This window comes from Methylobacterium sp. Leaf466 (assembly GCF_001425565.1).
GTDB lineage: Bacteria > Pseudomonadota > Alphaproteobacteria > Rhizobiales > Beijerinckiaceae > Methylobacterium.
On the sequence record NZ_LMRC01000013.1, the window covers coordinates 36,247 to 53,101 of the forward strand.

The 16,855-nt window shown below is 72.2% G+C and carries 10 protein-coding genes; 5 read left to right on the forward strand and 5 right to left on the reverse strand.

All coding sequences use genetic code 11. The features are described from left to right. Positions 1-400: 400 nt before the first annotated feature. On the reverse strand, positions 401-3,412 hold the full coding sequence (locus ASG59_RS20880; RefSeq protein WP_056408167.1) for a caspase family protein: 3,012 nt from the start codon (positions 3,410-3,412) through the stop codon (positions 401-403). A 282-nt stretch (positions 3,413-3,694) separates the two neighbouring features. Here ASG59_RS20880 and ASG59_RS08240 point away from each other — a divergent pair, with 282 nt between their 5' ends. Together ASG59_RS08240 and ASG59_RS08245 are read left to right on the forward strand one after the other, a co-directional pair. Next, entirely contained in the window at positions 3,695-5,461 is a 1,767-nt protein-coding gene (locus tag ASG59_RS08240) for an AsmA-like C-terminal region-containing protein (RefSeq protein WP_056408171.1), read from the forward strand. Positions 5,462-5,495: 34 nt separating this feature from the next. Further along, a complete protein-coding gene (locus ASG59_RS08245) occupies positions 5,496-6,419 on the forward strand; it encodes an efflux RND transporter periplasmic adaptor subunit (RefSeq protein WP_082528687.1) in 924 nt (307 codons plus the stop codon). A 3-nt stretch (positions 6,420-6,422) separates the two neighbouring features. Here the strand turns inward: ASG59_RS08245 and ASG59_RS08250 are convergent, their stop codons facing one another. The 4 genes from ASG59_RS08250 to ASG59_RS08265 all read right to left on the reverse strand — a co-directional run bounded on the left by ASG59_RS08250 (position 6,423) and on the right by ASG59_RS08265 (position 13,485). Beyond that, a complete protein-coding gene (locus tag ASG59_RS08250) occupies positions 6,423-9,551 on the reverse strand; it encodes an efflux RND transporter permease subunit (protein WP_056408176.1) in 3,129 nt (1,042 codons plus the stop codon). Further along, positions 9,552-10,580, reverse strand: coding sequence for a hypothetical protein (locus ASG59_RS08255; RefSeq protein WP_055880245.1), 1,029 nt, complete (start codon positions 10,578-10,580; stop codon positions 9,552-9,554). Between the two features lie 87 nt (positions 10,581-10,667). Then, entirely contained in the window at positions 10,668-11,300 is a 633-nt protein-coding gene (locus tag ASG59_RS08260; protein ID WP_056408177.1) for an OmpA family protein, read from the reverse strand. A gap of 409 nt (positions 11,301-11,709) precedes the next feature. Next, the gene (locus ASG59_RS08265; RefSeq protein WP_082528684.1) at positions 11,710-13,485 is read right to left on the reverse strand and encodes a caspase family protein; all 1,776 of its coding nucleotides are present in this window, start codon (positions 13,483-13,485) and stop codon (positions 11,710-11,712) included. 350 nt (positions 13,486-13,835) lie between these two features. Between ASG59_RS08265 and ASG59_RS21240 the strand changes: the two genes are divergently transcribed. From ASG59_RS21240 to ASG59_RS08280, 3 genes are all read left to right on the forward strand, one after another. Further along, positions 13,836-15,320: an HlyD family efflux transporter periplasmic adaptor subunit gene (locus ASG59_RS21240; RefSeq protein ID WP_056408182.1), complete on the forward strand. Its 1,485-nt coding sequence runs from the start codon at positions 13,836-13,838 to the stop codon at positions 15,318-15,320. A gap of 238 nt (positions 15,321-15,558) precedes the next feature. Further along, complete coding sequence (locus ASG59_RS20885) at positions 15,559-15,906, forward strand: hypothetical protein (RefSeq protein WP_200938158.1); 348 nt, start codon at positions 15,559-15,561, stop codon at positions 15,904-15,906. A gap of 268 nt (positions 15,907-16,174) precedes the next feature. Beyond that, a complete protein-coding gene (locus ASG59_RS08280) occupies positions 16,175-16,408 on the forward strand; it encodes a hypothetical protein (RefSeq protein ID WP_210168506.1) in 234 nt (77 codons plus the stop codon). Positions 16,409-16,855: the final 447 nt, after the last annotated feature.

The following is a 16,855-nucleotide window of genomic DNA, read 5'->3' on the forward strand; positions in this document are numbered from 1 at the left end:
TGCCATGGGGCCACAAACGCTGTCCCGCCGGGCGAAGACAGAACTTGAGCCGGCCCCGGAAATTCCAACGCAGTCGTTTCGGCGGAGGGTTGCGCGCGAAGACCGGCGAACACCACGCCGACGCCAGCCGTGCGGTGCCGAGACCCTGAGGGCCGCGGCATGATTCGCAATCGGCGATTCGGGGACGCGGGCAATTCCGGCGCGAACGCCGGCCGACCGTCTCCGGTGCGTCGTGCCATTTCCGATGGATCACTCGTACCATTTCCGGGTGATCACTTCGTGATGCGGAAATGGGCTTCGCTCAGGCGCTGCGCGGGCTCGGTGATACGGAAATGGGCTTCGTCCGGGCGCCGCGCGGGCGTGCCGATCCGGCCACCGCGGTCATCGAGCGCTGGCCGTATCAGGGCATCCGGCTCATGGCGCGCACCGCGCCGATCTCGGCGGGCGTGACGCTCGGGGCCGAGGAGGCGGTGGCGCGCACCGGGGCCGAGCGGGTGTAGGTGGACAGGGCCGGCACCTTCGGGGCGGCGCGCACCGGCGCCACGATCTTGTAGGTGGGCCTGGGAGCCGGACGGGCGGCCTCGCGCGGAGCCGGGCGCACGACCTCGCGCGGAGCGGGGCGGCGAACCTCCCGCTCCACCGGCGGCGCGACGACCTTGCGAGCCGGCCGGACATCCTCTTCGATCTCCGCCGGGCGCGCCGCCTTGCGGATGCGCGGGGCCGGGTCGACCGCCACCGGGGCCGCCTTGCGCGGCAGGCAGACGCTGTCGCTGAGCACGGTGCCGTTCGGGCAGGTCACCTTCACGCAGACCTCGCCCTGCTGCTCGCTGCCGGTGGGGCAGATCATCGGGCAGATCCGGCCGCTGTAGCTGTTGAGATCGTCCAGGGTGAGCTGGTCGGGCAGGGTCGAGGCGATGCGGATGGAGCGGTTGGGGCCGTTGCCGGTCAGCTCGGCCTTGGCCTGATCCGTCTTGGCTTGGTCCGTCTTGGCCTGATCCGTCTTGGCCCGATCGGCGCGCTTGGCGGCGGCGTAGAACCGGTCGAGGGCCGCCATCGAGTGCCGGCCCCACGAGGCCTCCGGCGGCTCGGTGTAGCAGCCGAGTTCGGTCAGGCGGCGCTGGACCGCGCGCTGGACCTCGCCCGGGTTGCCCGGAACCGTCGCCTTGACGTCGCCGATCTCCTTGAGGTCGAGGCTGGCATAGGCGGTGTGGGGCAACTTGGCGGTGTCGGCCTGGGAGGCGGGCGCCCGGTCGGCGGGCGCCCGGTCGGAGGGGGCGACCACGGCCTTGGCCGCGTCCATGGACAGGGCAAAGCCCCCGGCGGCGGCGACCGGCTCGACCGCCGCGATCCTGGAATCCACCACGGCCGCCATGCGGACCGCCTCGGCGTCCGCCGCCAGACGAGCCTGCTCTTGCCGGACCTGTTCTTGCCGAACCGCGGCGACCTGAGCCGCCGCCTCGGAGGCGATGCGCAGTTGATCGGCGCGGGCGGTCTCTTCCCGGCGCGACTGCTCGGCGGCGGCGACCCGTGCGGCCTCCTCGCGACGCGTCTGTTCGATCGCCGCCAGCCGGGTGGCCCTCTCGGCGTCCGCCCTGGCCTGTTCGATTCTGGCCTGTTCGGCCTTGGATTGCTCGATCCTGGCCTGCTCGGCTCTCGCCTGTTCCTGCCGGGCGGCCTCGTCGCGGCGCTGCTGTTCGGCGGCGGCCACGCGCGCGGCTTCGGCCTTCGCCTGATCCAGGCGGGCCGCGTCCTCGCGGCGCTGGCGCTCGGCGGCCGCGACCTGTGCAGCGGCGACCTGTGCGGCCTTCTCGGCCTTGACCTGCTCCTGCCGGGCGATCTCGTCGCGACGCGCCTGCTCGAGGGCGGCGAGGCGGGCGGCCTTCTCGGCCTCGACACGGGCCTGTTCGATCTTGACCTGTTCGATGCGCGCGGCCTCGTCGCGGCGCTTCTGCTCCAGGGCAGCCAGGCGTGCGGCCTTCTCGGCATCCGCGCGGGCCTGCTCGATCCGGGCCTGTTCCTGCCGCGCCAGCTCCACGCGGGCAGCCTCGTCGCGGCGCGCCTGCTCGGCGGCGGCGAATTGGGCGGCCTTCTCGGCCTCGATCCTGGCCTGTTCGACGCGCGCGGCTTCGTCCCGGCGCTTCTGCTCGGCGGCGGCCAGACGCGCCGCTTTCTCCGCCTCCGCTTTGGCCTGTTCCTGGCGGGCGAGGCGCGCGGCCTCTTCCCGGCGCAGGATCTCGGCGGCGGCGAGGCGGGCGGCCTTCTCGGCGTCCAGGCGGGCCTGCTCCTGCCGGGCGCGCTCCTCGCGCCGGATCGCCTCGCGGCGGGCCTCCTCGTCCTGCCGCTGGGCCATCAGGCGGGCGAGCTCGGCCTGATTCTGCTCCTCCTCGCGGCGCGACTTCTCCATGCTGAGGCGGGCCTGCTCGCGGTGGTTCTGCTCCTCCTCGCGGCGGGCCCAGAGCTGCCGCTCCTGGGCGCGCCGCTCCTCCTGGCGGCGGTTCTCGGCCTCCTGCTCGGCGTAGCGGGCCTGGTTCTCCAGGAGCTGGATGCGGATGCGCGCCGCATCGGCGAGGAAGCTCGCCGGGAACTTCTCGATGAAGGCGGAGAGGTCGGCCACCACGTTGCTGTTGCGCAGGCGGCTCCAGGCCTGGGAGTCGGTCTCGGCCCGGTTGAGGAACACCTCGTCGGCGTAGGAGCGCGAGAACTCGGGCAGTTGCTTGCCCTGCGTCGCCTTCTTCACCGCCACCGCCACCCGCTGGAACACCTGCCCGACCTCGAGGCCGGATTCGGCCAGGGACTTGGCCAGCGCCTCGGCGTAGGGGCTGTTGCGGCCCTGGCCGTCGAAGGCGACCTGGTTGGACTGCGTGGCGTAGGCGATGATCAGGCCGTCGCGGCCCACCACCCGGGCGAGCCCGGTGCCGCTGCCGCGCTTGACGCCCTCGGTGAGCGGCAGGTTGCGGCAGGCGTCGAGGATCATGATCCGCGCGCCGCGGGAGTTGTCGAGGGCGCCGATGACGCTGTCGACGGAGATCGTCTCGAACGGGATGTCGAACCCGTCCTTCAGCTGCGCGTCCGTCGGCACCAGGAAGTTCTGGTTCTGGTACTGCAGGCCGTGGCCGGCGTAGTAGACCACCGCCGTCTCGGCGTCGCTCGCCGCGCGGGAGAACTGCGCCAGCCGCCGGTCCATGTCGCGCTTGCTGAGGTCGCGGCCCTCGATGACCGTGAAGCCGATCTGCCGGAGGACGGCGGCGATGTCTTCGGCGTCGTTGCTCGGGTTGTCGAGCTTGCCGAAGCTGGCGTAGGCGGCATTGCCGATGATCAGGGCGACGCGCTTGCCGGTCTGGGTCTGCGCAACCGCCGCCGATGCCCACATCGTGAGCAGGAGGACGAACAGCGCTGGCAGCACCTTCTTCATGGGCCTCATCAGTACACGCCGGGTCGCACGCCGATCAAGTGACCGGGCGCACCGCCAAGAGATTTCCGCGGCCCGCGCCGGCACCGAGGTACCCGAACATTGAATTGCCACGGAGGATCGGCCGCCAAATCGGGGCGATCGTTGCAACGGCGCCGCCCAACACATCATAAGATCGGCTTGGCGAAAGCGCGGCGGTGGTGGAATCTGTCGCGTGATTCGCATGCGCTCCGCATCGACGAGGTTGGGGAAGACGCATGGTCGAAGACCCGTGGTCGTAGTCCGATGACGATCCGCCCCGCCTGGATCGCCGCCTCCGGCCTCGCCGTGGCCGTAGCCGCGGCCGCGGCGTGGCCGCTCCTGACGGGCGTCCTGGCGGGGCATGTCCGGGACCGGCTGGCCCGTGAGACGGGGCTGGACTGGCGGATCGGGTCCGTCGCGCTCGGAGCGGGCCCGAGCCTCGTGCTGTCCGACGTCGGCGCCGGGCGGGCGGGCGCCGGCCTCGGGCTCGACGTCCGCAAGGTGCATCTCTCCGGGCCGTTCGCCCTCGTCATGGGCGGGGCCGGGGCGCTGCGGGTGCGCGTCGAGGAAGCCCGCCTGCGGCTGCCCCTCGACGGGGAGCCGGCCACGCCCCGGGCGGGCGGCGAGGGGCAGCCGGGGCTCTCGGCCCTCGCCGGCGGCGCCAGGATCGAGGCCTTCGACCTGTCCGCGGACGGGCGCAGCCTGTCGGTGACGGTACCGGCCGCCGACCTCACCCTCGATCTCGATTCAGGCCCGGTGCCGGCGGGGGCGACCTACCGGCTCGATCTCGACGCCGGCGGCCATCGCCTGGCACTGGCCCTCGATCCCCCCGCCGGATCGGGCCGTCCGCTGCGCCTCACCCTCGAACCGGGCGGCCCCTCCGGCCGCCGTGGCACGATCGCGGGCAGCCTGCGCCTCGAGGGCCGCCGGGTCGCCCTCGACCGCCTCACGGGGACCCTCGACGGTGCGGCTCTCTCGGGCGACCTGCTCTGCGACCTGCCGGCGGGCGCCTCCGCCAAACCGCGGATCGCGGCGGACCTGCGCCTCGACGCCCTCGCCCTGGCGCCGGAAGGATCCTCCACCCGGGCGCCCGCCGGCCTCACCGTGCCCGTCCCGGTCGGCATCCTGCCCGATCCCCGCTGGTTCGCGGCCGTGGAGGGGGAGGGCCGCATCGCGCTCGGGCGCCTCGTCCTCGGGCCGGCCCGGATCGAGGGCGTCGCCGTCACCGCCAAGGTGGGCGCGGGCGTCCTCGAGGCCGGGCTCGCGGCGGCCCGGGCCTACGAGGGGACGCTGAAGGTCCGCTACGCCCTGGCACCGGCCGGAACCGCGGGCCGTCACCGCCTCGGCCTCGCGCTGACGCAGGGGCAGGTCCGCCCCCTGCTCGGCGACCTCCTCGGGATCGCCGCCATCGACGGGCGCCTCACGGCGAGCCTCGACATCGAGGCCGTGGCCGCCCGCCCCGAGGACGTCCCGCGCGCGGCCACCGGCTCGGCGGACATGAGCGTCACCGACGGCACCCTGGAGGGCTCGGAGCTCCTCGCCGTCCTCGCCTCCCTCGGGCAGGAGCGGGGGAGCGCGGCCACCCGCTTCAGCTATCTCGGCGGGCGCCTGCGCATCGCGCAGGGAACCGGCGTCACCGAGGGGCTGTCCCTGCGCTCGCCGCTGATCGAAGCCGGCGGCAGCGGCAGCCTCGATCTCGTGGGCCAGACCCTGGACCTCACCTTCCAGCCCAGGGTCACGCCCCAGCGCGGACGCCGGCCCGGCCGTTCGCTCTCCGTCCCGGTGCGGGTGGCGGGCCCCTGGCGGGACCCCGCGGTCTCCGCCGACATGGCGGGGCTGCTCGACGATCCGGCCGGCGCGATGGAGGCGCTGCAGGACCTCGGAACCGGGCTGTTGGGCGGCCCAAGTGCCACCGGAGGCAAAAGTGCCACCGGCGGCGGCCAAGGCGCCATCGGCGGCGAACTCGGCGGCTTCCTCGACGCCATCCTCCCAAGGTCGCGCCCGGACGCCCCCGTCCCGCGGCGACGCTGAAACCTTCACGATCGAGATCTCCAGGATCATGACGATGCCTCATCCCCGGTCCCCGGGTCGCACCCGCCTCGCCGCCGTCGCGGGCCTCCTGCTCGGCCTCCCCGCCGGCATTGTGCAGGAGACAGGCGCTCAAGAGACCAAGGCGCCCTCGGGCCTGTCGGTGAGCGTGCGCGCCGCCCGCGGCGTCTGCTTTTCCGACCGGGTCGAGGTCACCGGCGTGCTGGTGGCGCGCCAGGAGGTCGACGTCGGCCCCGAGCGCGAGGGCCTGAAGGTGACGCAGGTGCTGGTCGAGCCCCTCGAGAAGGTCGCCGCCGGCCAGTCCCTGGCCAACCTCGGCCCGATGGAAGGGGTGCCCGGCACCGGGACGACGGTGCGCTCGGGGGTCGCCGGCACCGTCCTGCGCAGCGAGGCCCGCGTCGGATCGCCGGTGTCGCCGCGCCAGGAGCCCCTGTTCCGCATCATGGCCGGCGGCGAGGTCGACCTGCAGGCGGACGTGGCCCTGGCCGACCTGCCCAAGCTCGCGGCCGGGCAGGCGGTGACGATCGCGCCCCTGGGCCTTGCCGACGTCGCCGGCCGGGTCCGCCGGGTCGACCGCGGCATCGATCCGGCGAGCCAGCTCGGGCGGGCCCGCATCGCCCTGGCCGCCACCGACGCCGCCCTGCGGGTCGGCACCTTCGCCCGCGGGGTGATCGTGCTGGCCGAGCGCTGCGGCATCGGCGTGCCCTATTCCGCGATCCAGTACGAAGCCGACGGCACCATCGTCCACACCGTCGAGGACGACCGGGTGGTGACCCGCCAGGTGACCACCGGCCTGCTGTCGGGCACCGACGTCGAGATCCTGACGGGGCTCACCGAATCGGACACGGTGGTGGTGCGGGCCGGCGCCTTCCTGCGCGACGGCGACAGGGTCAACCCGATCCTGCGGCGCGAGCCGGCCGGCGGTTCCGGGCCGCGCTGAGCCTCAGGCACCGCCCGCCCCCGGCCCGCCGGGCGCCGGGGCATGCGCCTCGGTCCCGGCGGCGGTCTTGTGCGGCCGGTCGGCCAGCCCCGCGATCCTCCGGCCGAGGCGGGTGAAGAGGTCGCCGACCCGGGCGACCACGACGAACATCGCCGGCACGAAGATCAGCGACAGCAGCGTCGAGAAGATCAGGCCGCCGATGATGGCGATGGCCATGGGCGAGCGGAACTCGCCGCCGATGCCGAAGGCCAGGGCCGAGGGCAGCATGCCAGCGACCATGGCGATGGTGGTCATGACGATCGGCCGCGCCCGCTTGCGGCCGGCATCGATGATCGCCTCGTCCCGCGGCATGCCGTGGCGGATCGATTCCACGGCGAAGTCGATGAGCATGATCGCGTTCTTCGTCACGATGCCCATCAGCATCAGGATGCCGATCCACACCGGGGTCGTGAGCTGCTTGCCGCTGATCATCAGGGCGATGACGGCCCCGCCCAGCGACAGGGGCAGCGAGAACAGGATGGTCAGCGGCTGCAGGAACGACCCGAACAGCAGCACCAGCACCGCGTAGACCATCATCAGGCCACCGCTGATCGCCTGGGCGAACCCTTCCGAGAGCTCGTTGAGGCTCTCTGCGTCGCCCGACTGGCTGATGGTCACCCCCTTGGGCAGGGACTTCATCACCGGTAGCGCGTCGATGCTCTTGAGGGTGTCGCCCAGCGCCGCCGAGCCGAGGAGGTCGGCCTCGACGCTGGCCTGGCGCTGGCGGTCGTAGCGGCTGATGTTGGTGGGCCCCTGCTGGAAGTCGAGGTCGGCCACCGCCGAGAGGGGGATGCTGCCGCCCCGCCCCATCGGCACCCGCAGCTGTTCGAGGACGTTGCGGTTGAGCCGGGCGCGGTCGTCGAGCTGGACCCGGATCGGGATGAGCCGGTCGCCGGCGTCGAACTTGGCCAGCGCCGGCCCGACGTCGCCGATGGTGGCCACGCGGATGGTCTCGGCCAGGAGCTCGGGGGTCACCCCGAGGCGGGCGGCCAGATCGAGGCGGGGCCTGATCTGCAGCTCGGGCCGGTCGAGGGTGGTGCCCGAGATCACGTTGGCGACGCCGGGGATGCGGCGCATCTGGCCGGCGAGCTCGTTGGCGACGTTGGCGACGATGCGCGGATCGAACCCGCGCACCACCAGCGCGATGGCGCGCAGGCCGTTCTCGTCCACGAAGTAGTAGCGGATGTCGGGCACCTGGCGCAGGCGCTTGCCGATCTCCTGCTCCAGCTCGCGCTGGGTGATCGAGCGGTCGGCCTTGGGCGTGTAGTTGACGATGAGCGAGGCGCGCCGGAACTCGGTGGGCTCCCTGGGCACGCGGCCGCCGTCCACGAACACGCTGCGCACCTGCGGCAGGGCGCGGATGGCGGTGACGATCTCCTCCGTGGTCGCCTCCGTGTCGGTGAGCTGCGAGCCCGGCGGCAGTTCGAGCGCCATCACCGAGCGCGAGGTGTCCTGCGCCGGCAGGAAGCCCTGGGAGAGCAGGCCGAGGCTGGCGATGGAGGCGGCAAAGAAGCAAAAGCCGATGAGCACCGTCACCAGCGACCAGCGCACCGAGAGGGTGACGAGGCGGGTGTAGGCGCGCAGGATCGGGCCCGGCGGCTTCTCGGGCTTGGTGTGCGGCTTCATGAGGTAGGCCGCCAGCATCGGCGTCACGAATCGCGCCGCCAGCAGCGAGAACAGCACCTGCACCGCCACCGTGATGCCGAACTGCTTGAAGAACTGCCCGGCGATGCCGGACATGAAGCTCGCCGGCGCGAAGATCGCGATGATGGTGAGGCTGATGGCGATGACCGCGAGCCCGATCTCGTCGGCGGCCTCGGAGGCCGCCTGCAGGGCGGGTTTGCCCATGCGCATGTGGCGCACGATGTTCTCGATCTCGACGATGGAATCGTCGACGAGGATGCCGGTGGAGAGAGTGATGGCGAGGAAGCTCACGAGGTTGAGCGAGAACCCGAGCATGTCCATCGCCCAGAAGGCGGGGAAGATCGACAGCGGCAGCGAGACCGCGACGATCACCGTGGCGCGCAGGTCCCGCAGGAACAGGAACACGATGATGACGGCCAGGATCGCCCCTTCGAACAGGGTGTGGATCGCCGCGTCGTAGTTGCCGAGGGTGAACTCCACCGAGGAATCGATGAGCGTGAGGTCGAACTCCGGGTTCTCGGCCCGCAGGGTGTCGACGCGGGTCTGCACGGCTTTCGCCACCACCACGTCGCTGGCGCCCTTGGCCCGCTTGATGCCCACCGCCACCACCGGCTCGCCGTTGAGGCGGGCGAAGGTGCGCCGGTCGGCGATGGTGTCGGTGACGATGCCGAGATCGATGAGCCGGACCTCGCCGCCGGTGGGCAGGGCGATCATCACGCCCGAGAGCTCGTCGATGGTCTTGGCCGCCGCCAGCGTGCGGATCGCCTGGTCGCGGCCGCCGATCTCGGCCCGGCCGCCGGTGACGGTGACGTTGGTGCCGCGCAGGCGCCGGCTCACGTCCACCGCCGAGAGGCCGAAGGCCTGGAGCCGGTCGGGATCGAGGGAGACCAGCACCTCGCGCGAGACGCCGCCGATGATCTCGACCTGCGCCACCCCCTTCACGTCCTGGAGCGAGGACTTGACGGTGTTCTCCATGAACCAGGAGATCTGCTCCGGGCTCTTGCCCGGCGCACGCGCCGCATAGGTGACGATCGGCAGGCCGACCACGTCGACCCGCTGGATCAGAGGCTCCTGCACGCTCTGGGGCAGGTCGGAGCGGATGCGGGTGATCGCGTCCTTGACGTCGTTGAGGGCCCGGTCGGTGTTGGTCTCGAGCCGGAAGGCGATGGTGGTGACCGAGAGGCCGTCGGTGATCGAGGAGGCGATGTGGCGCACGCCCTCGACGCCGGAGACGCCGTTCTCCACCACCTTGGTGACCTGCGTCTCGATCTCGGCGGGGGCCGCGCCGAACTGCGTCACCACCACCGAGATCAGCGGGATGTCGGCGCTCGGCAGGCGCGTGATCGGCAGCCGGACGAAACTCGCCCAGCCCAGCGCCAGCAGGATGATCGAGAACACGATGGACGGCAGCGGCCGCTTGATCGCCAGCGAGGAGACGTTGAGCGACATTCAGCGGTTCCTACCGTCGTTCTTGCCGTCGTTCTTGCCGGTGTGACTGCCCGCGTTCTTGCCGTCGTCCCGGCTCACGACCGGCGTGACGCGGTCGCCCGGCCGCACGGCGGTGCCGGCATCGACCACCACGAGCTCCCCCTCGGCGAGGCCGTCGCGGATCTGGATGGTGGTCTCGTCGGACAGGCCGGTGCGGACCCGGCGGCGCTCGACCTTGGTGCCGTTGAGGATCTGCACGCTGGTGACGCCGTTCTGGTAGACCACCGCCGAGCGCGGCACCGACAGGCCGCAGTCGCGCGCGGTCTCGAGGACGGCGCTGGCGAACTGGCCCGGGCGCAGGGCCGAGGCCGGCTCGATCGTGAGGCGGGCGCGGCCGAGCTGCGAGGCGGGGTCGACCTCGCTCACCGGCACGCGGACGGTGCCCTTGGCCTCCAGGCCGGGGCCGTAGACGATGCGGGCCACCGTGCCGGTGCGGATCTTGGTGGCATAGGGGCTCGGCACGTCCACGAGCAGGTCGATGCCGCCCTCGCCGGTGATGCGCACCTGCGGCTCGGGCACGCCGCCGGGGCCGGTGGGCATCGCCGCGCTCGTGGCCATGCCGACGCGGGCGGTGACGCGGGTGACGGTGCCGGCGATGGGCGCGCGGGCGCTGACGCCGGCCGGGCGTCCCTGCGACGCACCGCCCTCCTCCGCGCCGAGGAGGGAGGCGCGCAGAACCTCCTGACCGCTCGTCACCCTGTCGCCCTCGGCGACGAGGACCTGGGTGATGCGGTAGCCGTCCAGCGCGAGGCTGGTGCCGCTCTCCTCGCGGGCCAGCGCGAACCCGGTGATCCGGATCTGCTCCTGAATGCAGGCCTGGCCGGCACGGATGCCGATGACGGTGGTGCCCTCGGGCGTGCTCTCGGCCCGGGCGGCCGACGTCGCCAGGGCGAACAGGCAGAGCCCGAGCGCGATTCGCGCGACCCCTCCGCCAGGGCCCGGGACACTCCCGCCCCGCCCGGGACGACACGCGACGCTGGAGGATTGCACGGTTGGGTCCGGCCTTGTGCGACGACTGGGGTGAGGGCGCCCGCCGACTCCGCGGGCGCCTGCCCGCGGGGTCGGGACGCGGGTGTCCTAGCGGGCCGCGGTCTTCACCTGGAGCAGGTTCACGGCCTGGACGCGCCGGTTCTCCATGGCGAAGGGCGCGGCCTGGTTCTTGAGCTTGGTCTTGCCGTAGCCGACCGCGATCAGGTTCTCGGCCGGCAGCTTGTAGGTCGCCACGAGGTAGCGCTTGACCGCCTCGGCCCGGCGCTCGGAGAGCATCTGGTTGGCCGCGTCAGAGCCCTTGGCGTCGGTGTGGCCGGCGATCACGAAGGTCTGGTTGGCGAGTTCCGGCTTCGAGAGTGCCTTGCCGAGGGCGTCGGCGTTCCGGAGGGCCTCGCCGCGCAGCGCGTCGGACCGGAAGTCGAACTCCATCACGAGGTCGATGGCCGGCTTGTCGGCGGCCACGGTCTTGAGCTTCTCCCGCGCGCTCGCGCTCAGGTCGCGGCTGCTCTTGTTGCGCAGGGTATCGACGAAGACCTCGTCGCCGCTCGGCGCGACCCGGGTCGGGGCGCCGATGGACAGGCTGCGGGTCTTGGGCGGCGACAGGGCCTTGAGGATCTCGTCCTCCGTGACCTGCTGCGCCTGGACGGGCGCCACCGAGGCCAGGAAGGCGACGGCCATCAACCCGATCACACCATGGGAGAGTTTCGAGAAAGTGGTCATCTCAGCCTCCGAAGTCGCGCTGTCGATGGACGTGCAACACCGTGTTCTTCCCACGCCCCCAGGCAGCGATCAACAGCATTCGCCCGGTTTTCTCAGACCTTCCGCGCCCTCGGCGAGGGAAATGTGCAGGCTTGCACAGAGGAGACGCCCCGCAGGCCATGTCATCGCGAGTCATGTGCGCCGGCGCATCGCCGGTCCTCATCATTCCCGCCCCCGGCGGCCGGCCGATCTGCTGCGGATCGGGCCTTGGTGATTCGGGTCGCCGGACGAGCCGACCGCGCGAATCAGGTTTCGCGATCGCCAAAGCAGATTTCGTGAGGATACCATGCTGGGCCGCACGGCCATCGCGGTCGACCGGCGACGGCCGGGGCCGGCCGCGACGGCGCAGCGGGCGTTTCGCGAGGGACGTTCAGCGCAGCCCGTATTGCGCGAAGTCCTTGTCGATCATCGGGTTGAGCGCCAGCGCCCGGGTCAGGTCGTCGTTGGCCTGGGCAGACTGGCCGAGGCGGGAGCGGGCGATGCCGCGTCCGTAGAGGGACGAACTGTGGGTCGGCGCCAGCCGCAGGGCCGCGTCGTAGTCCTGGATCGCCGCCTGGAGGGCATCGGCCTTGAGGTTGACGAAGCCGCGGCTGTCGAGGGCGTCGACGAAGCCGGGCTTGAGCTTGAGGGCGTCGTTGCAGTCGGACAAGGCCTTGCGCAGGTCGTTGTTGATGGCCCGCACCCAGCAGCGGTTGTTGAGGGCCTCGGGACTCGAGGGCTCCAGGCGGATGGCCTGGTCGAAATCCGCGATGGCCGCGGGATAGTCGTCGCGCTGAGCGTGGAACTGGCCGCGCTCGTAGAAGGCGGTGGCATCGCGCGGGTTGCGGGTGATGCGCGCGTCGAGGGAGGCCTTCCGCTGCAGTTCGGCCATCGAATAGGTCTTGGGGGGCGAGCGCCAGGGTACCGGCGGTGATGGCACCGACGGTGCGGGCTCGGCCGCGGGCGCAGGAGCAGGTGGCGGGGGCGGCGCGACGGCGACCGGCTTCTCGGCCTCGCGCGGCGGGCGGGCGGTGCCTTCGACCCTGGCCAGTTCCGCCCGTGCGGTCTTGGCGAGGGGCCCCGAGGGATGGCGCTTGAGGAAACCTTCCAGCGCGCCCTTGGTGCCCTTGGCCATGGCGGCATTGAACTCGCGCGCGGTCTCCTCCTCCGCCGCCACCATGGCGTCGATGTCCTTGTCCTGCAGGGTCGCGGTCGGCTTGGCGGCCTTGTCCTTCGCCGGGGATTCCTTGGACGACCCCTCTTTGGCGGCTCCCTCCTTGGGTTGCACCTCGGGAGGACGGGCCGCCGGTGCGGGCCTGTCCTCGAGCTTGGCCATGGGGGCGGCCGGCCTCACCCAGGCCGGATCGAACCCGAACGGCTCGGTCGTTCCCGCGATCAGGGCGGGCTTCTGCTGGTTGCGGCTCGCGCGGGCCACCGCCTCGGCCGTGGCCGCCAGCGCCTGTTCGGCGCTCGCCTCCGGCACGGCGATCTGGCGCACCAGTTCGGTGGCGAACGGGCTCGTGGCCGCGCGCGTCTCCACGAGGACGCTGCCGGGGGCCGCCGACTGCAGTTCGAGGGTGCGCGGGCCCGGCTTCGGCTCGGCCAGCCCGGCCGAGAAGCTGCGGAAGCGCCGCTCGAACGGGTTGCGGCGGGCGGCGTCGAGGATCAGGATCCGGGCGCCGGCCCCGCGCCTGTCGAGGTCGGCCAGGACCGTGTCGAGGGCGATGCCGTCGCGCTGCACGTCGGGCTCGCTCCAGATCCGCGCGTCTACGGGAACGAGGTAGTTCCTGCGCCCCGCCTGGATGCCGTAGCCGGCGAAGTAGACCAGGGCCACCGCGCCGGTCTCGACCTTGCGCACGAACCGGTCGATGGCGGCCTGGAGGGCGGCCTTGTCGAGGTTCTCGCCCGTCTCGACGGCGAACCCCTTGCGCTTGAGCTCCTCGGCGAGGAGGCGCAGGTCGCCCGGCGGCGTCGCAAGGGCCGCGTCGCTGTCCGGATAGACGGCGTTGGCGACGAGCAGGGCCTGGCGCTGGCGGGACACGCCGCCGGCCGTGGCCGGAGTCGAGGTCAGCGACACCGATGCCAAGAATCCCGGCACCAATCCCGGCACCACGATCAGTCCGGTCGCCAGAACGCGTGTCGCCGCAACGAGTAGACGTCCAAACATGCGGTGCTCTGCTCAAAAGCCTGCCCGTCCTGATACGCATCGAAACGGGGATTTCGCAATAGCGTCGCAGTCCGTCCACACGCCGTCCCGGCGAACTGAGCAATCCTCGCGAATCCCCGGCGGCAAAACCGGGCGCCGGACCGGCCCCAAACCTGCGCAAACCTCGCTCTTCACTTGAGCCGGGGCCTTGACACGGGCCGCCCGAAAGCGTGCGTGGCGCCAGACGCATGGGCCATCCCGGTCTCGGCCTCGGACCCCGTTGCGCAGCGAAAGGCCGGGAGCATGCGGGGTGCGGGGCTGCGAGGTGTGGGGCTGCGGGGCGCGGGGCTGCGGGGCGCGGGGCCGGAGCGATGAAGCGCACCATCGCGGCGATCCTGGCCGCCGACGTCGCGGGGTATTCCCGGCTGATCGCGCAGGACGAGGAGGACACCCTCCGGCGCCTGGCCGACCACACCGCCCTCTACCGGGGGCAGGTGTCCGAATTCGGCGGCCGGGTCTTCAACACCGCGGGCGACGCCATCCTCGCCGAGTTCCCCAGCGCCGTGGAGGCCCTGCGCGCCGCCATCGCGATCCAGCGGGAGCTCGGCCGCCGCAACGACGCGCTTCCCCCCGAGCGGCGGCTGGCATTCCGCATGGGGCTGACCATCGGCGACGTGGTGGCGGTGGAGGGCGACCTCCTCGGCGACGGCGTCAACGTCGCCGCGCGCCTCGAGGGCATCGCCGAGCCCGGCGGCATCTGCCTGTCCGCCTCCGTGCACGAGGCGGTGAGCAACAAGGTGCCGGTGCAGTTCCGCGATATCGGCCCGCAGCGCCTCAAGAACATCCCGCGCCCCGTCCATGCCTACCGGGTGGTGTGGCCGCAGGAGGCCGCCGCCGCGGGGTCGGTGCGCGACCGCTTGCGGCGGAGCGCGCCGGCCCGCCGCTGGCTCCTGGTCCCGGCGCTGGCCGTGCCGGCGGCCCTGGCGCTCGCCCTCCGGGCCGGTCCCCTCCCGTGGCGGGACGATCCCGCCGATCCGCCGGGCGATCCCGTCGTCACCGAAGCGCTGCCCGTGAGCGTCATCGCGGCGCGACACCTCTGCTTCAAGGACGAGGTCCGGCTCGGGGGCGTGGTGGTGCCGCGCCGCGAGATCGAGGTCCGGCCCGAGGGCGAGGGCCTGCGCGTCCTCACCGTAGCGGTGGAGCCCCTGGCCAGGGTCGCCGCCGGCCAGGTGCTGGCCACCCTCGGGCGCCTGCACGGGCCGGAGCAGCCGCCGGTGACCTTGAGGGCGCCGGCCTCGGGGGTGGTCGGGCGGGTTTCGGCGACGCCGGGGGCGCCCGTCACCGCCGCCGGCCCGGCGCCGTTCCAGATCGTGGCGCAGGGCGAATTCGAACTCGCCGCGGAGGTGCCGTTGTCCGACCTCGGCCGGATCGCGGCGGGCCAGCCCGCCACCGTCACGCCGCTCGGCCTGCCCGAGAGCCGCGGCCGGGTCCGGACCGTGTCGGCCTCGGCCGAGGGCGCCTCGCAGTCAGGGCGCGTGCGCATCCAGATGGCGGAGGCCGGCGAGCCGCGCCAGGGCACCTTCGCGCGCGCGGTGGTGACGGTGGAGGAACGCTGCGGCACGGCAATACCGGCCTCGGCCGTGATGATCGGCGAGGAGGGCCGCTTCGTCTACCGGGTCGAGGACGGCCGGATCGAGCCGCGCCTCGTCACGATCGGACTGTCGGCGGGTGGGGACGTCGAGGTGCGCGGCGGCCTCGAGCGGAACGACGTCGTGGTCGCCCGCGCCGGCGCCTTCCTGCGCGAGGGCGCGGCGATCCGGCCGATCCGCGTCGAGGCCGCACGAGCGGCCGATTGAAGAGCCCGACACCCGTGCGTCCGGCGTAAAAAACCCCGCGAGGACAGAACATCCGCGCCTGCGTGCTGTCCCGCACGGGGCCGTCGACTGGCGAGACCGGATCGACGATTCACGGTTGACCGGCAACTCTTGCACGATAACGTCGGTCCCATGAACAGGCCGACCCGCGGTCGTCCGGTCATCTTGTCCGCGCCCCGTCGGGAGCGGGAATGGCGTGTCGAAACGTCGGGAGGTCGGAATGAAGACAGTGGTGATGGCCTGTGCGGGATTGATCTTCGGCATCGGCACGTCGGCGGGGTTGGCGCAGGGCACCACCCTGCAGCGCGCGGCCTGTACCCCGGACGTGTTCAAGTTCTGCAGCGGCGACATCCCCAACGTCGAGCGCATCACCACCTGCCTGCGGCAGAAGAAGGCCAGCCTGAGCTCCGGCTGCCAGGCGGTGTTCAACGGCCTCGAACAGACCAGGGTCGCCACCCGCTCGATCGAGACCGGGACCGACGCCTCCGCCTGGTGCGCGCCGTCGGACCCGATGGCGAGCGGCTACGAACTCTGGACGGCGTGGTGCCGGACGGGCGCCGCCGAATAGCCGCCTTGTCGATAGGACATCTCGGTCGATGCAAGGTCTCGGCAGGGGCCGGCCACGGCGAATCGAATGATCGCCCGTCCCGCCCGCGCTCTCGCAAGACGATATGAACCATTTTGCGAGCCGGGCATTGATTTCGTGCGGCGGTGACCCGCCGGTAACGGCGATGCCCTCCAATCCGAGACGGACCACGACTCCGTCGTGTCACCCGACATCCGGGTCCGTTCCGCAGTCAGGAAGCAATCAGATGGTGTCCTTCAGATCGACGGCCGTGACCTTGTCCCTCGTGCTGCTGGGAGCCGTCTCGGCGGCACCGGCCCTGGCCTGCACCACCGGCTGCGAGATCGCCCGCCAGAACGCCTGCCTGTGGGACGACGCCTGCCGGCCCCGCCTGGTCCCGCAGCGGGTGGCCGCGGCCCGCTGGGATGCGTTCCAGCCCGTCGCCCTCAGGGCGTTCTCCCGCATGGACGTCGAGGCGGTGCGCCTGTTCCAGCGCATGCCGTAGGCGGGAAAGACCATGCCGTAGGCGGGAAAGACGACGCCGGGTCGACCGGCCCGGTCCGACCGCGGGCGGGCTGCCGCCCCGCCGGTTCGACTCCAGGAATCGGAGACATGCCCGAAGGCCGCGTCTCGCCGACCCTCTGCCAACCACGACGTGGCGATGGCCGAAGCTGGGCCCGCGCCTCGATCCATCGCGGATCTTTGATTCGGTGTCCGCTCGAATCGAGTGGGAACCGTATCATCGAGCCCGCGCGGCGCTTGAGCGAAGCCCATGTCGAGCCCGCGCGGCGCCTGAACGAAGCCCATGTCCGCATCACGACGTGATCAACCGGCGACTGTATTGTCGGTCAAGCCATGAGGTCGCTTTCGGCGAAGGTTTTGTCGTCCTTGACCAGGGCGTTGGCGAGGACGACGAGGCGTCGGCCGGTGGCGACGATGGCGACCTTGGCGG